15 protein-coding genes and 2 pseudogenes are annotated in these 16,185 nt (G+C 37.0%); 14 read left to right on the top strand and 3 right to left on the bottom strand.

What is annotated here, in order from left to right:
- Nucleotides 1-56: 56 nt before the first annotated feature.
- The 6 genes from ACERJO_RS18180 (at nt 57) to kduI (ending at nt 6,547) form a co-directional block, all read left to right on the top strand.
- Nucleotides 57-1,790 carry a sensor histidine kinase gene (locus ACERJO_RS18180; protein WP_247105340.1) on the top strand — a complete coding sequence of 578 codons (1,734 nt, stop codon included), beginning with the start codon at nt 57-59 and terminating at the stop codon, nt 1,788-1,790.
- Nucleotides 1,791-1,803: 13 nt separating this feature from the next.
- A complete protein-coding gene (locus tag ACERJO_RS18175) occupies nt 1,804-3,408 on the top strand; it encodes a response regulator transcription factor (protein ID WP_373648430.1) in 1,605 nt (534 codons plus the stop codon).
- Nucleotides 3,409-3,434: 26 nt separating this feature from the next.
- Nucleotides 3,435-3,800: a sensory rhodopsin transducer gene (locus tag ACERJO_RS18170; protein WP_373648429.1), complete on the top strand. Its 366-nt coding sequence runs from the start codon at nt 3,435-3,437 to the stop codon at nt 3,798-3,800.
- Nucleotides 3,801-4,058: 258 nt separating this feature from the next.
- Nucleotides 4,059-4,820 carry a DeoR/GlpR family DNA-binding transcription regulator gene (locus ACERJO_RS18165; RefSeq protein WP_247105343.1) on the top strand — a complete coding sequence of 254 codons (762 nt, stop codon included), beginning with the start codon at nt 4,059-4,061 and terminating at the stop codon, nt 4,818-4,820.
- Between the two features lie 107 nt (nt 4,821-4,927).
- Nucleotides 4,928-5,686 carry a 2-dehydro-3-deoxy-D-gluconate 5-dehydrogenase KduD gene (kduD, locus tag ACERJO_RS18160; protein WP_373648428.1) on the top strand — a complete coding sequence of 253 codons (759 nt, stop codon included), beginning with the start codon at nt 4,928-4,930 and terminating at the stop codon, nt 5,684-5,686.
- Between the two features lie 30 nt (nt 5,687-5,716).
- Nucleotides 5,717-6,547 carry a 5-dehydro-4-deoxy-D-glucuronate isomerase gene (gene kduI, locus ACERJO_RS18155; RefSeq protein WP_247105344.1) on the top strand — a complete coding sequence of 277 codons (831 nt, stop codon included), beginning with the start codon at nt 5,717-5,719 and terminating at the stop codon, nt 6,545-6,547.
- A 394-nt stretch (nt 6,548-6,941) separates the two neighbouring features.
- Here the strand turns inward: kduI and ACERJO_RS18150 are convergent, their stop codons facing one another.
- Nucleotides 6,942-7,922, bottom strand: coding sequence for a LacI family DNA-binding transcriptional regulator (locus tag ACERJO_RS18150; protein ID WP_373648426.1), 981 nt, complete (start codon nt 7,920-7,922; stop codon nt 6,942-6,944).
- A gap of 107 nt (nt 7,923-8,029) precedes the next feature.
- On the opposite strand from ACERJO_RS18150, the gene ACERJO_RS18145 reads away from it, so the two are divergent.
- The 5 genes and pseudogenes from ACERJO_RS18145 (at nt 8,030) to ACERJO_RS18125 (ending at nt 11,114) form a co-directional block, all read left to right on the top strand.
- A complete protein-coding gene (locus ACERJO_RS18145; protein ID WP_373648424.1) occupies nt 8,030-8,974 on the top strand; it encodes a bile acid:sodium symporter family protein in 945 nt (314 codons plus the stop codon).
- A 97-nt stretch (nt 8,975-9,071) separates the two neighbouring features.
- Nucleotides 9,072-9,581, top strand: coding sequence for an acyl-CoA thioesterase (locus tag ACERJO_RS18140; protein ID WP_373648422.1), 510 nt, complete (start codon nt 9,072-9,074; stop codon nt 9,579-9,581).
- Nucleotides 9,582-10,023: 442 nt separating this feature from the next.
- Nucleotides 10,024-10,257: pseudogene (locus tag ACERJO_RS18135) on the top strand (GNAT family N-acetyltransferase); the annotation flags it as partial.
- Nucleotides 10,239-10,445, top strand: a pseudogene (locus ACERJO_RS18130) (GNAT family N-acetyltransferase); the annotation flags it as partial. The pseudogenes ACERJO_RS18135 and ACERJO_RS18130, both read left to right, overlap by 19 nt.
- 225 nt (nt 10,446-10,670) lie before the next feature.
- Nucleotides 10,671-11,114, top strand: coding sequence for an NlpC/P60 family protein (locus tag ACERJO_RS18125; protein WP_373648421.1), 444 nt, complete (start codon nt 10,671-10,673; stop codon nt 11,112-11,114).
- A gap of 700 nt (nt 11,115-11,814) precedes the next feature.
- On the opposite strand, the gene ACERJO_RS18120 is transcribed toward ACERJO_RS18125, so the two are convergent.
- Both ACERJO_RS18120 and sspO read right to left on the bottom strand, forming a co-directional pair.
- The gene (locus ACERJO_RS18120; RefSeq protein ID WP_373648419.1) at nt 11,815-11,958 is read right to left on the bottom strand and encodes a small acid-soluble spore protein P; all 144 of its coding nucleotides are present in this window, start codon (nt 11,956-11,958) and stop codon (nt 11,815-11,817) included.
- A 15-nt stretch (nt 11,959-11,973) separates the two neighbouring features.
- Entirely contained in the window at nt 11,974-12,144 is a 171-nt protein-coding gene (gene sspO, locus ACERJO_RS18115) for a small acid-soluble spore protein O (protein ID WP_373648438.1), read from the bottom strand.
- 278 nt (nt 12,145-12,422) lie between these two features.
- On the opposite strand from sspO, the gene acnA reads away from it, so the two are divergent.
- The 3 genes from acnA (at nt 12,423) to ACERJO_RS18100 (ending at nt 16,180) form a co-directional block, all read left to right on the top strand.
- Nucleotides 12,423-15,146 carry an aconitate hydratase AcnA gene (gene acnA / locus ACERJO_RS18110; protein ID WP_373648418.1) on the top strand — a complete coding sequence of 908 codons (2,724 nt, stop codon included), beginning with the start codon at nt 12,423-12,425 and terminating at the stop codon, nt 15,144-15,146.
- A 153-nt stretch (nt 15,147-15,299) separates the two neighbouring features.
- Nucleotides 15,300-15,440: a hypothetical protein gene (locus ACERJO_RS18105; RefSeq protein ID WP_247105364.1), complete on the top strand. Its 141-nt coding sequence runs from the start codon at nt 15,300-15,302 to the stop codon at nt 15,438-15,440.
- Nucleotides 15,441-15,460: 20 nt separating this feature from the next.
- A complete protein-coding gene (locus ACERJO_RS18100; protein ID WP_247105365.1) occupies nt 15,461-16,180 on the top strand; it encodes a DUF421 domain-containing protein in 720 nt (239 codons plus the stop codon).
- The last annotated feature ends 5 nt before the right edge of the window (nt 16,181-16,185 follow it).

Below are 16,185 nucleotides of genomic sequence, written 5' to 3'. Positions count from 1 at the left end.
GACTATATAATCGTTTAAATCTATGATTGGTGCTTTTGGGCTGGGGGAATAGCTCGATGTTATTAAAAAAATACCGAATTCGTCAATTATTGTTTGGGAGCTTCTTCTTATTCATTCTTCTATTACTGTTCATTATTATTTACGTCAGTTATCAGTATTCTGTATCAGGACTTTTGCAAACAACAAATGAGTATCAAGAAAGCCAACTGAAATTAATGAGTGATGATTTAACTAGTAAAATAGGGACGTTTGAGGATTATTCTGTCGTTCTATCACGGCAAAAAAACTTTCGTGATATGATAGCGGATCAGCATTGGTTTACAAGTTCAACTTCACCAGTAACACAGGATTTTTCAAATATTATTTATAGTATTCCAGCTATTCATTCAATCGAAATTTATTTAACGTCACCACCTATAGATAATATTCAATACCCTGTACGATACCATGATTTGAGTGTAATAGAAGAAGAAAGTTGGTACACGCATATTCAAGATATTAGTTCAGCATGGTTAGGGCCAAGACAAGTTGAGATGGTAGGTGGCGAAACCTCTGTTATAAGCTATGGCCGAAAAATTAATACATCTCGAGGGGAACTTCAATCTGTCATAATCATTAATTTAGATCCATATACCGTTCAAGGCTGGTTGTTTGGTTATAGTGAAGGAGAACCAATCTCTCTATTAGATCAGAATGGAGTAATATTAGCGAGTACAAGTGAGATCTCACTAGATGAAAAGGTTTACTCAAAACTAGAAAAAGCGAAGGAACAAATCGATGAAGGTGAAGTAACATTTCAAATCAGGCATGATGGCCAATATATTGTAGCTACTTCGATCAAACCTGTTAATTGGACACTTATGGAAACGACTCCATACGAACAAATTATTGCGCCAAGTAGAGAAATGATGAAATTTTTGATTTTAATTGGTGTCGTTGCATTACTCATAGCGTTAGTTTATACACTATTGTTAACTAGGAGCTTTACGAAGCCAATCTTACACTTAGCTAATGTAATGAAACGTTATGAAGTGACCCAGCCAATCCCAAGATTACCGAAAGATTATAAAAATGAATTTGGGCAGTTGTTTAATGGCTTTCAAGATTTGATGAATCGCTCTAAAATTCTTTACGAATCATTGGATGAACAAAATAAAAGGCAACGCGAGGCTGAAATTAAAGCGCTTCAAGCAAATATTAATCCGCATTTTCTCTATAATACGTTAGACCAATTGAATTGGATAGCGATGGAGCGTGGCGATCATGACATGAGCAAAATGCTCGAATTATTAGGAAAGATGTTAAGGATAGGTCTTTCAAAAGGGGCTAGTATAATTACAATTGAAAATGAATTAAGTTATTTGGATTATTATTTACAACTGCAAAAAATTCAACTAGAAGATCGACTAGATTATGAAATGAATGTGAGTGACCAAGTCCGTTTCTACTTAATACCAAAATTAACGCTTCAACCATTTGTTGAGAATGCGATTATTCACGGTTTTCAAGATGGTCGAAAAGGCTACATTACTATCGATATTCAAGAGCACGACCACCATATTACCATACAAATTGTAGATAATGGAATAGGGCTTGTAAATAAGCCGGTAAAGCATGAAAGGTTACCTACTGGGGGATATGGCATAAGAAATGTTCGTGAGAGGCTGGATGTGTATTATGGTGATGAGGCGAATGTTTCTGTTAAGAACCGTGATCAAGGTGGTGTGATTGTTACGATTCAATTACCTAAACAAAAGGATGAAGATGGTCAAATGCATGAAACATCATAAAGGGGGTCTTTATATGTGGCAAGTGGTCATTATTGATGACGATCAAAAAGTTCTAAGAGGAATGAAAAAAGTGATTCCTTGGGAGCGCTTAAATTGTCAATGGGCTGGTGAAGCTAAAAATGGTCAGGATGGTAAAGAATTAATAAGGCGTGTGAAGCCAGATATCGTGATTACAGATATTTATATGCCTATTTTAAATGGGTTAGAAATGATCCAAGAATTGAAAGAGGATTGCTTGAATTGTAAAGTCATTATTTTAAGCGGTTACAATGATTTTGAATATGCACGACAGGCAATGAGGTTGAACGTTGCCGACTATTTGTCTAAACCCGCTTCCCTAGATACGATAACAGAAGTGTTAGAAAGAATGATCAGTCAATTACAAGATGAGAGAACCGAGCAAAAGCAAATGAAGGAATTAGAGAATAAGGTAGTTGTTTATGAATCATTAGTTGAAAAAGAATGGGTTAAATCGGTTGTTACAGGTACTGCGAATGTGTTAAATGTTCCGAAAAGCATTCAACATTATATCGCAAAATGGAAGTATAAAAATCATGCCGTTCTAGCTATTACGTATGATGAACCGTTGCAAAACACTTCATTTTACCATTCAGATTGGAATTTATTTCGATTTGCTTGTAACAATATTATTAATGATCTTACCGAAGAACTATTTAATGATTATCAATATTTTGAAGTTCATTTGTTTCAAGGGATTTTAACAATTCATAGTGAACAAGATTCAGAATTATTTATGGACAGCTTACACAATATAGCAAATAAAATTAAAAATAGCATTCAGTCTTTTCTACAAGTGAAGGTGAATGTAAGCATTGGTTCTATTCTTTCTAATTGGGAGCAGCTACAAGACTCAATGAAAGTGGCACTGGAACGTACAGTCATACCGACTACTGTCTCACCACTAAGTGAAAAAGCAATTGTCACGAATGAACTATGGACAAATGGTATGGAAGTCAGTCAAAAGCTTTCTGAAGCAATTCGACATGCCGATGAAACAGCAGCCCGTCATGTTATTTCACCATTTTTTGATAAGCTTAAAGATCAACCTTACCATCAAGCTGCTGCGGTAAGACTTGGAATTGAAATGTGGACCATTATGACGTATTCATTACATGATATTGGTATGAATTTATCGGAAATTTTGCCCGAGAATAAAGATTTAATCTATGATTTATCACTGTTAACAAATTGGACTGAACTACAACAATTTATAGAGGGAAAAACAAAGCAAATTTGTATCCATCAAAGCTGGGATGAAAATAAGAAACATAGGCAGTTAGTTGAACAAATTGTTGAGTATGTGAATGAACATTTAAGTGAGAACATTACGTTACAAGATATTGCGAATGAATTGTATATTTCCCGTAATTATCTCGGACAAATTTTTAAAAATATTGTAGGAGAATCGTTTAAAAATTATATTACTCGAATACGGATGGAGCGGGCCAAGAAAATGCTTCAAGAGGGAAATTATTTAATCTATGAAGTATCTGAGAAGGTTGGATTTGGAAACCCTGCTTACTTCACGACAACGTTTAAAAAATTTACTGGTTTAACACCTACTGATTTAATTCAAAGAAGGCCAGTTAATCAATAGAGCCTCAATAGAAAGGAAGATGTAACATGCAAAAAGGCGAAAAAATTTGGTATATTCCGGATGGATATATTCCTCCAGAGAGTACAAATGAATTATTGAGTCATGAATCGATTTGTGTTTTAAACTGTCAAGAGAGAAAGGCACAACTAGCCATAACGATTTATTTCGAGGATCGTCCACCTTTAGAACAAATCGCTTATGAAGTACCAGCAAAACGGACAAAGCATATTCGGACTAGTGAGCTATCATTAGACGGTGAAAAAATTCCAGTAGGCGTTCCTTATGCGATAGAAATCGAAAGCGATGAACCGATTATCGTTCAATATAGCCGACTTGATTCAACTCAACCAGAATTAGCGCTTATGTCGACTATGGCCTATGCCCTAAAATAATTAAATGAAAAAATCACTTATGACCGCGTTCATGAGTGATTTTTTCTATGTAAATGAAGTAAGTTAAAGAGAAATAAAGCTTTTTTACAGTATAAGAACTTAAAAAAATCGAGGAAGAAAACATGGGAATAGCATAAAGGTTGTTGGCAAACTTAAAGAAAAGACGCTGTCACGTTTTTCATATTTCATGTTTACAAATGTTCATTTACGTTCGATAATAGAAAGACAAAAATAGTTTTGTTATCGATGGAGGATTTTATGCACTCAGTAGAACGCTTTGAAGCCATATTACATGAATTAGAAAAAAAGAAAATTGTAAAAGTATCTGAACTGAGCCATTTGCTTGGGGTAACAGAAAAGACGATTCGAATTGATTTAGTCACGTTAGAGGAAAAAGGATTATTGAAACGAATTCATGGTGGAGCAGTATTGCAGGAGGAAAGCGGGAGTCTTTTCCCCATTAATGAACGAAAATCTAAATATAATGAACGAAAATTGAATTTGTCAGAGGCTGCACTTACATTAATCAAACCGAATGAAACGATATTATTAGATGGGGGATCGACAACACGTCAGTTAGCGAACTTGTTAGGGGATTTTCCAGTTACGGTCATTACAAATGATATTACAATCGCCTATGAATTAATGAATAAAGAGCTTGTCCAATTAATGGTATTAGGTGGAACTCGGATTGGAACATCAAGCTCCTTGTTCGGTGTTCAAGCGTCTGATCTACTTAAACGTATCCGTGTTAACCGGTTATTCGTAGGAGCAACAGGGGTTTCAGTCGAACATGGACTAACTGTACTAAATAGCTTTCATATTGAGTGGAAAAGGCAAATTTTGCAATGTGCAGATCAAGTGACATTAGTAGCTGATTCAACCAAATTCGAAAAGGTAGGATTAATTCAATTTGCTCATATCAATGATGTAAATGGGATCGTAACGGATAATCAATTGGATGTTCATATTAGAAAAGAAATCGAGCATTTAGGCGTTCCTGTTTTAGTAGGGAATTAAGTGAGTTTGTTTTTGTTTTAAGTTGAACTCTTGTGATGTAGGTGTTATAATCGAACTGTAACGAACATAAATGAACGCTATGACGTTCGGTATTGGGAGGTTTTGGTATGGTGCAAACGCCCTTCTCTTTAAATGGTAAAGTAGCTCTCATCACAGGAGCTAGCCGTGGACTGGGACAAGGCATGGCAGTTGGATTAGCTGAAGCTGGAGCAGATGTAATCGGCGCAGGGATTAGTGATATGTCTGATACTCGTCGCAAAATCGAGGCACTAGGTCAGTCATTTTATGAAATTAATGCTGATTTAAGTCAAGAAGGTGCTGCCTTGCAATTAGTCGATGACGCTTTGAAAAAGGTGGATAAGATTGATATTTTGGTTAATAATGCGGGCATTATACGTCGAAATGAATCGGAACAGTTTTCTGATGAGGATTGGGATGCGGTCATTAACGTAAATTTAAACTCTGTTTTTCGACTAACACGTGAGGTTGGAAAGCAAATGATTAAGCAAGGTTCCGGAAAAATTATTAACATAGCTTCAATGCTCTCTTTTCAAGGTGGTTTAAGAGTTCCAGCGTATACAGCAAGTAAGCATGCGGTTGCTGGCTTAACAAAGTCATTGGCAAATGAATGGGTAAGCAAAGGCATTAATGTAAACGCTATCGCTCCTGGTTATATGGCGACAGATAATACAGAGGCGCTTCGTAACGATGAAGCTCGAAATGCTTATATTACATCAAGAATACCAAAGGGCGAGTGGGGAACACCTGCTGATTTAAAAGGTCCTGTAGTCTTTTTGGCTTCTGATGCGTCAAGTTATGTAAATGGTCATGTACTTTGTGTTGATGGTGGATGGATGAGTTCTTAATCTATTAAAATTTGAAAGGAGAAATTAGTGATGGAAATTAGATATGCAGCAAACCCAACGGATACAAAAAAATATACAACAGAAAAATTAAGAGAAGAGTTTTTGATTGAATCGTTATTTGAAGAGGGGAAGATCAATTTATTCTATTCACATCATGATCGTGTTGTTATTGGAGGAGCGATTCCTACTGGAGAAGATCTGAAATTAGATGCTGGAGATGCACTACGTACAGATTATTTCCTTGAGAGACGAGAAGTAGGAATTGTTAATATAGGACCAAATGGAACGGTAACGGTTGACGGACAATCATATGATTTAAAAAAGCGTGATTGCCTATATGTCGGTTTAGGAAATAAAGAAGTGACATTATCAAGTGAGGATGCCTCTAATCCAGCTCGATTTTATTTAGTATCATCACCTGCTCATAAACAGTACCCAACGAAGGTTCTTCCTATCGCTGATGCTGAGCCGACAAAGCTAGGATCTGATAGTGAATCAAATAATCGAACCATTTATAAGTATATTCATGGTGATGGGTTACAAAGTTGTCAGTTAATGATGGGAATGACACTCCTTGAGCCTAATAATATGTGGAATACGATGCCAGCACACGTGCATGATCGACGCATGGAGGTTTATTTATATTTCGATATGGAGGATGAATCAAGAGTCTTCCACTTTATGGGTGAGCCAAGCGAAACACGTCATCTAGTAGTGAAAAATGAGCAAGCGATTATTTCACCACCATGGTCGATTCACTCAGGTGTTGGTACAAATAACTATACGTTTATTTGGGCAATGGCTGGAGAGAATTATACATTTAAAGATATGGACTTCGTTAAGATGGAAGATCTGAAGTAGTTGTAAAAAACGTCAGGATCGAAGTGATGATAGTTCCGTTCGCAGTTGCGGTTATTTAAGCCTGTCCGATAGCACAAGTGAATGGGATTGATTTCTGTTAGTACTTTATGAAAATACTGACCGACCTACCAAATCTCGAAATCTATTAAAAGCTAGAACGATTGAACATATACATGTCTTGGTCTCAAATGATTCAGGTTACATGTAGAATAAAAGTAAATAACCATCCATCTGAAAAAATCATGATGGATGGTTATTTTGAGTTTCTTGCGATGAGATGTAGGGATAAGATGATCTTGGCAGAAATGGATCTTAGCGCACTCCATCTCTTATTTTTTGAAAATTTATTTTATAGTCGCACTTACGAACATCTCGTTTTTGTTGTGTCTCTAGCTTAGATTTTTCTCGTCGATTCATTTATATTAATTTCTGGTTCTAAAACAACGGAACGAGTAGGTTCTTTACTCTCGATCATCGTTAAAACACACTTCGTAATTTCACTTGCAATTCGGGAAATAGGAACCCCGACTGTCGTTAATTCGATATGTAAGTCCTCTGATTGCGGAATGTTATCATAGCTAACGATAGAAAAATGTTTAGGTACATTATACTCAAACTCATTAGCTGCTCGTAAGATGCCACGTGTTAAATCATAACTACCGCTAATAACAGCAGAAATGTTACTTTGTCTTTCAAAGAGTTGCTTTGCTGCCATATATCCATCGTGTAGCTCTAATCCGTTTGTTGGTATCACGAGCTTTTCTATTTCTGACTTCTCATTTAGACCCATACCTTCAAGAAAACCGACTAATTTTGCGCGTTGCAATGTGTTTTCTTTTGATTGGTCTCCGATAAACGCAATATGTTCATGTCCTAACTCCTTGAGGTGTGTAACACCAAGCTTGATCGCATATTGCCGATTCACATCAATTGTCAGAGCATCTTTCAAGGTCTGAACGCCGTAGTGTAAAATCGGAACCGTTGATGCTAGTGATAACTCTTGAACGTTATCAAGTTCTCCAAAGACAATAATAGCATCTACTTGGAATCGATTGAAGGTTGCAATCGCTTGGTCGACTTTGTTAATGGACAGTAAAGTTGTGTATGAATGTTCTTCGAGTAGCTCATTTAATTTAGTGATTAATATAGAAGGAGCAACACGTTCAACTGTAGGCCATATGACACCTACTGTATAGGATTTTTTTTGTACTAAGCTTCGTGCTGCAGCGTTTGGCTGATAACCTAGTTGTTCAGCAATTTCCTTAATCTTTATTTTAGTTGGTTTTTTTACTAAGGGACTATTTCTTAAAGCCTTTGAAACGGTTGAATAGCTCACTCCGGCTTTTTTGGCAATGTCTTTTATCGTTACGCTCATTTAATCCTCCATTATTGAAAACGTTGTTATATTTACTAATTATAACAGAATAGAGTATGATTGATAAGATGTTGTTCTATAGTTGTTAAGAAGATAGGTGTGAGGAAATGCTGAAACAAATAAATTCTTTTTTGGAAAAGAGAATGTTCTATTTGACACCCATAGCGGTTCTCATTGGACTCATATTTACGAGCTGGCTTCAAATGCTCGTCATGCTTGTCCCGTGGATTTTTGCCTTTATTACATTTGTTAGTAGTATCGGGATAAATAGTTATCAATTAAAAAAATCACTAGCTCGTCCGCTACCCATTCTATTAACTCTTTTCGTATTACAAATCATTATGCCGATTATGGCTTATGGCTTTGGGCATATTTTTTTTGCTCATGATCACTATACGTTAGTAGGAATCGTAATTGCGTTTATTATTCCAACAGGTGTTATTAGTTTAATGTGGGTATCGATTTATAAAGGTGATTTATCGATATCATTATTGATTGTTCTAATGAATACGCTTATGTCGCCCATACTCGTTCCATTCTCCTTACAGGTTTTGGTTGGGGCTCATATTGAAATGAATACATGGCAAATCATGACAAGCCTATTTTGGATGATTGTCGTTCCTTCTTTGCTAGGGATTGTTTTGAGTGAGTTCACACTAGAGAAAGGAAGGGAAATAAAAGGCTATTTATCTCCTTTTTCAAAAATAGGTTTATTTGTTGTAATTGCTGTTAATAGCTCTGTTGCTGCTCCAGCCTTTCAATTAAGCTGGCATTTAGTTAAAGTTGGAATTAGTGTCTTGGTGTTAGCGATGCTTGGTTATGTAATAGGCGTTATTTTGGCGCAATGGGCTCGTCTTAGTGATGAAGTAACCATTAGTCTTTTATTTAATAGTGGAATGCGTAATATTAGTGTAGGAGCAACGATTGCTATTTTGTATTTTCCAGCACAGGTTTCGGTTCCGATTGTCATTGGAACATTATTTCAGCAAACGTTAGCTGCTTTTTCCGGGAAGCTTCTCAATATTTTTTTGCAACGAAGACATGGATTATAGCATGTAATTGACTGTGATTTAGGCAATTTGTATGTAACTACTGTATGATTAAGAACGAATAGTAGCAAAAGAATATTTAATTGAAGTAGGTGATTGGATGAAAGGAACGAAAGGAAAGAAAGGAAAGAAAGCGTCACAATCAAAGGCTGTGATGACAGATCTTGTTTTACCCCCGGATACGAATTTTTTAGGTTCTATATTTGGTGGTAATGTAATGGCGTACATTGATAAAGTCGCTTGTATTTGTGCTATGCGACATGCTCGCTCAATGGTTGTTACAGCTTCTAGTGACAGCTTGGATTTTATTTCACCGATTCATGCTGGTGAAGCGATTTGTTTAGAGGGCTTTGTGACTTATACACATAAAACATCAATGGAAGTCTATGTGAAAGTGGAAGCCGAAAATTTATTGACGGGAGAGAGGCGGTTAACAGCTACATCTTATTTAACATTTGTCGCTTTAGATGAATCTGGAAAGCCTGCGCTTGTTCCACCGGTTATACCGGAAACGGAAGAAGAGAAGTGGCAATATAAAGGAGCGATTGAGCGTCACAAATTGCGAAAGCAACGGCGTGAGGAACGAAAGCAAAGGGAGAAGGAAGAGTAAGTGTATGGCTAGAGTCTAGGATATAATGAAACGGTTTAGCTGTGAATTTAAGCGTGACGAGAACGTAGTGAATGAAATTTAGGTAGACTCCTGCGTAATGAGAAGAAGGGTACTGGAAAAGTATGGTTTTTAACTTTTTCAGTGCCCTTTAAGCAATGTGCGTAATCTTTTCCTATTTTGAAAAGCCTGATACAAGTGGATTTAACGTATTAGGCGAGTTGTTAAGTAACACTTAAATTAACAGGGTCTTCAAACGACGTCCAGATTGTTTAACAAGGCATTTTGGGTAGAGGAAAGGGGTTTTTAAAGGTATTTTTCTCTTTAAAATAGAAAATAAGTATTAGAAATTTCTTTAATCAGGGGTGAAGACACTGGGGAATTTAAATAGGTTAATCCCAATTGAAGCAGCACATCAATTTATCCATAAGTATTTTCCGATGTCCTTGTTGCTATTGGTGGATTAAATAAAGACCCATATTCAAATGAAAAATCTATTGGTAGGTTGAGAAGATTTTATGTTAGTAAGGAGTATAGAAGAAACGGTGTAGGGAGTCTTTTGGTAAAAAAGATGATCGACGAAGCAAAAAGATATTATAACATTTTGGTGCTTCATACAGATACGGAACAGGCTGATAAATTTTATACTTCTTTAGGATTTTTAAAGGAAAACCTCTAGGGTTAGGTGTACAAGCAATAAAACAAGTTATTGATGAGATAAGACGCATTAATGATAGTAATATTCCATTAATCATGATTGGGTATAATTCTTATAATATATCAGCTAAATTAGCTTATAAAAAGGCTGGATTTATTGAAACTGAATTATCATCTTGGGGTGAACAGTTAGCAAAGTTTACCTTGTAAAGTGTCTAATATTAAGAGAGTATTTACTTCTATAAGGAGTATATCCTTTTTGTTCACGGGGCATTAGTTGAGGAGCTACCATTGCAACAGTTCATACCGTTGTTGAAGTAACTGGGAAGGTTAGTTAAAGAAGCAATGCTCAGATTGATTTATTACATTGCAGGGAGTGAAGCTCTTTTTGTTGAATTTATTACCTTAAAATGATGAATTAGAGGAGACAATAAAATGGATAAAAATTATGCTGAGTATAGTGACAATGCAATTGAGTGGGCTAAAGGTCATCTGAATTCTAAAGAATATTGTTTTATTTGTTTGGCTTTTGTAGAGGATGCATTAGAAAGAAGTAATGAAATTGAAATCTTTGGTGGAGATTTTGCAAAAGAATCCGCAGATTTATATGAAGCAAATAAGCAAACAGGTATACCTCCAAAAGGAACCTTTGTTTTTTATGATTGCGTAGGAGTTATTAATAGTGAACGAAAAAATTGGGGGCATGTAGGCTTATCTATTGGTAATGGAGAGGTTATTCATGCTTGGGATAAGGTAAGGATTAATCATTATCTTGATGTAGAAAAGTTAACCACTGCTCCAGGGTGGGAAAAACCAAGGTTTATTGGATGGGTACCACTTGAACGTATAATGGTTGGGTTTCAAAGGAAAATTTATTAATGTTATAAAAAGAATGCGAAAAAATGTACATAAACGAACGGGTGCTTATATTGAAGGAGAAATAAGAAAAGCAACAAAGCCATTTACTCTTACTACACGATACTATTCAATAGAACCGTGCGCGATTGTAGAAGAAAACTGAGAGTTTTAAACGACTTTATTGTAATATTTCAAAGTGTTCTTTTATGATGAGACGCGGGGAAAACAGATGTGAAATGAATCTCAAGCGGACGGGATGGGTTGCCGACTCCAGCAGGAGGAAAGGAAAGGCCACTGAAAAAGTTTGGTTTTAACTTTTTCAGTGGCTTTGAAGTAATGTGCGTAGCCGTTGCCCGATTTTGAAAGCATTGCAATGAGTGGTTTTCTCATAGCAAGGCGCGCAACGAGCGGAGCCATTACTCTTCCTTGAGTTACTAGAAAGGACTTTTTCAATGGCCTCAGGAAAGGATAAGCTGAAATCTACTGGCGTGGCCAGTTCGTTCAGCGCCCGCCTGCAGGAGAGCGCCCTATCCCGACAGCGTCGATTTTCTCTTTTTAGATTTAGATAAAGTTTATATTATTTTGGAGCTTACTTTTCAGTGCCCTCACGTAGTACGAGGAACTTCCTGTGGTAAGCGAAGTTTGTTTCTGGAGTAGCTGATGTGCACCGCCATGTTTTTAATCTCTCATTCATGAATAATTTTTGGACAGCTTATGCTATTTAATTTCTTCCAGCGTGTGCTTGATGGGTATGGTTGTGTTTTTTCACCTTTTTTGACCCACTTAACGGACCTGGCTGACTATTGGATTGATGATTTTTTTGGGCGTTTCTTCTTTGTTCTGAATACGTATTATGCTCTGTCATTGTGCATATCACCTCTTACTGGCGTTTTTTTGTTTTTTTATTATGTTGTTTCTGCATTTCCGTTAAGGGCTCTCCAGCTGACTCCTGCATGAACCCACTATTTATACCAGCATCTTTCCCTTGGGCACTTTTAGCAGTCATCGATGTCACTTGATGTTTGGATTTCTTTTTAACCAAGGTTGTCACCTCCATTAGTAGTTTTTGTTTTTAGTAAGTGAATATTCATGTTTGATGTGTAAAGTTTTAGGTGGTTTTCCAGTGGATTAGCTCAAAGTGACTACATAATTTGACGATGTTTGAGAAAAAATGCAAAAAGACGTTTATTCTTGCCTTAACTTTTGATATTCTTAAATAGGGTTATTTGCAAGTTAATGATTAAAGCGCTTCATTAACTAGTAAGTCCAGATATTTAGACAAGAGAAAAAAGTTGATGTATGATAGTTTTGTAAAGGAGGGGCATACATATGTCGCAAAAAAATGATGTATTTAAGGCACGTTCATCCTTTTCTCTGGATGGAAAGACAATTAACTATTATTCTTTAAAAGCCTTAGAAGATGCGGGGATTGGAAACGTTTCAAGTTTACCTTATTCGGTAAGAGTTTTGCTCGAATCTGTACTTCGTCAATATGATGGTTATGTTATCAAGAAAGAACATGTTGAAAACCTGGCAAATTGGGGAAGTGACAAATTAAAAGATATTGATGTACCATTTAAGCCATCTCGAGTTATTCTTCAAGACTTCACTGGGGTTCCAGCTGTTGTTGACTTAGCCTCACTAAGAAAAGCAATGGCAGACATGGGTGGAGACCCTGATCAAATTAATCCTGAAATTCCGGTTGATCTCGTTATTGACCATTCTGTTCAAGTTGATAGAGCTGGAACAGATGATTCATTAGAACATAATATGTTCCTTGAATTCCAACGTAACCAAGAGCGTTACGAATTTTTGAGCTGGGCAAAAAAGGCATTCGATAATTACCGTGCAGTACCACCAGCTACAGGTATTGTTCACCAAGTTAACTTGGAGTATTTGGCTAATGTTGTACACTCTGTTGAAGAAGATGGAGAAACAGTTGCTTTTCCTGATACTCTAGTCGGAACGGACTCTCATACGACAATGATTAACGGTATTGGTGTACTTGGTTGGGGTGTTGGAGGTATTGAAGCTGAGGCAGGAATGCTTGGTCAGCCTTCTTATTTCCCTGTACCAGAAGTCATTGGTGTTAAGTTTACAGGCACGCTTCCAAGTGGAACGACTGCAACTGATGTTGCGTTAAAGGTTACACAAGTACTACGTGAAAAGAAGGTTGTTGGGAAGTTTGTTGAATTCTTTGGTCCTGGATTAGCAGTAATGCCGCTTGCTGACCGTGCGACTATTTCCAATATGGCACCTGAGTACGGGGCAACATGTGGTTTCTTCCCAGTAGATGAAGAAGCGTTAAATTACATGCGTTTAACAGGTCGTTCTGAAGAGCAGATTAAGCTTGTAAAAGAATATAGTAAAGCAAACGATTTATTCTATGTTCCAGGTGAGACGCCTGATCCGCAATACACAAACATTGTTGAAATTGAATTAAGTACGATTGAAGCGAACCTTTCGGGTCCAAAGCGTCCACAAGATTTAATTGAGCTGAATGATATGCAAAAGTCATTCCGTGATGCGGTTGTTGCACCTCAAGGAACACAAGGACTTGGCTTATCAGAATCTGAATTCGATAAAAAAGTTGAAGTGACATTTAATGATGGTCATAAGACGACTATGGAGACTGGTTCAATTGCGATTGCAGCCATTACAAGCTGTACGAACACATCAAATCCATACGTACTAATTGGTGCGGGGCTTGTTGCGAAGAAAGCAGTTGAAAAAGGTCTTGAAGTACCTGATTTCGTCAAAACCTCTTTAGCTCCGGGTTCGAAAGTTGTTACAGGCTATCTAACTGATTCGGGTCTACTTCCATACATGGAGAAGTTAGGGTTTAACATTGTTGGTTATGGCTGTACGACATGTATTGGGAACTCAGGTCCGCTCGCTGATGAGATCGAAGAAGCGGTTGCTGCAAATGATTTAACGATTACATCTGTTCTTTCAGGTAACCGAAACTTCGAAGGTCGTATTCATCCATTAGTGAAGGCGAATTACCTTGCGTCACCACCTTTAGTTGTTGCATATGCACTAGCTGGAACAGTGGACATTGATTTACGCAACGATTCTTTAGGAAAAGACCAAGATGGCAAGGATGTTTATTTTAATGATATTTGGCCATCAGCTGAAGAAATTGCCGAAGTTGTTAAAGAAACAGTCACTCCTGACTTATTCCGTCGCGAATATAATGATGTCTTTGATAGTAATGAAAGCTGGAATGAAATTAAAACAACGGACGATGCGCTTTATAAGTGGAATCATGATTCTACTTATATTGCTAATCCACCGTTCTTTGAAGATTTATCTCCTGATCCAGAAGATATTAAGCCACTATCTTCACTACGTGTGATCGGTAAGTTTGGTGATACGGTTACTACTGACCATATTTCGCCAGCAGGTGCGATTGGAAAAGATACGCCAGCAGGAAAGTACTTGATTTCTAAAGGCGTTGAGCCAAAAGATTTCAATTCATATGGATCAAGACGTGGTAACCACGATGTGATGATGAGAGGTACGTTCGCGAACATCCGTATTCGTAACCAAATTGCTCCGGGTACTGAGGGTGGCTATACAACTTATTGGCCAACTGGAGAAGTAATGGCGATTTATGATGCAGCAATGAAATACAAAGAAGAAGAAACCGGTCTTGCGATTTTAGCTGGTAAGGATTACGGAATGGGAAGTTCACGTGACTGGGCAGCTAAAGGAACAAATCTTCTAGGTATTAAGACGGTTATTGCTGAAAGTTATGAGCGAATTCACCGAAGTAACCTTGTTCTAATGGGTGTATTGCCGTTACAATTCAAGGAAGGTGAAAGTGCGGAAACATTAGGCTTAACAGGCGAAGAAGCGATTGATGTTCAAATTACGAATGATGTGAGACCACGTGATGTTGTGAAAGTTATTGCAACAGCTAAGGATGGTGCAACAACTGAATTTGAAGTAGTCGTTCGTTTCGATAGTGAAGTAGAGATGGATTACTATCGTCATGGTGGTATTTTACAAATGGTACTTCGCAACAAGCTTGTTGATGCCAAAGCATAATAACTATTAACAACTGAATGAATGAATCCATATTAGGATGATCGAAAGAAGAGTGAACACAAATTCTTTCGGTCATCCTTTTTATGTTGTGGCACATAAGATTTCAAACGGTGTGCAAACTAAGATTATTAAATATAAGGAGTGAGTTGAGAAGTGGGTAAACAAAAAAAAGGAAATGCGAATGCACAACGTAATAATAATGCAAAAAAGTATGGTAAGGAAAATGATTCAGAAAATAAATTTGCTTCTTATGCTGAAATGGAAGCGCGAAAGATGGATAATAATCAAAAATAGCCAGTAACGGGGGATTTCCATTGTTCGAATTTTGGACCGGAGGCGAAGCAATGCCCGTGTGGGGCTTTGTGATACGTGCAATAGTCGTCTATGTTTATATCTTTCTTATTGTAAAAGTGTTAGGCCAGCGTTCAATGAGCTCTATTGATGCACTTGATTTCATTTTCGGTGTCGTCATTGGGGACATTTTAGGGGAACCGTTGACAGATGGTTCTTTACCATTAGGAGGCCCTGTTGGTGCAGCAGCAACGATTGCAGCTTTGCATCTCGGACTATCCTATTTTGCCTTGAAGGCCCCACGTTTCAGACGTGTCATTGAGGACGAACCAATTATTTTAATGAGACATGGTGTTATTCTATACGAAGAGCTAAGAAAGGCAAAAATTACGTTAGAAGCGTTTATGATGGATTTGCGTTTAAGTAGTGCTAGTGATTTAACTGAGATTGATTACGCGATATTAGAAATGAATGGGCAAATCAGCGTTATAAAGAAGTCAAGTTATGAAAGTGTAACTTTACGAGATATGAATAAGAATACTGTTTCAAAAGGGTATTCAACCGTGTTAATTGAAGATGGTGAAATTATAGAGGCTAATGTGAAAAAAGTTGGAACGATTGAATGGTTGCGTAATGAGATTCATAAGCAAGGGTATGCAAACCCAAAGGACATTTTCGTTATGACGATTGATGAAGCAGGGCAAACATATATTAGTCCTAAAAATATTTCAATGAATGTATAAAAAAA

This window comes from Halalkalibacter sp. AB-rgal2 (assembly GCF_041821005.1).
Classification (GTDB): Bacteria; Bacillota; Bacilli; order Bacillales; family Bacillaceae_D; genus Halalkalibacter.
Note: the sequence above shows the minus strand (reverse complement) of the source record. Positions and strands in the feature narration are given on the sequence as shown.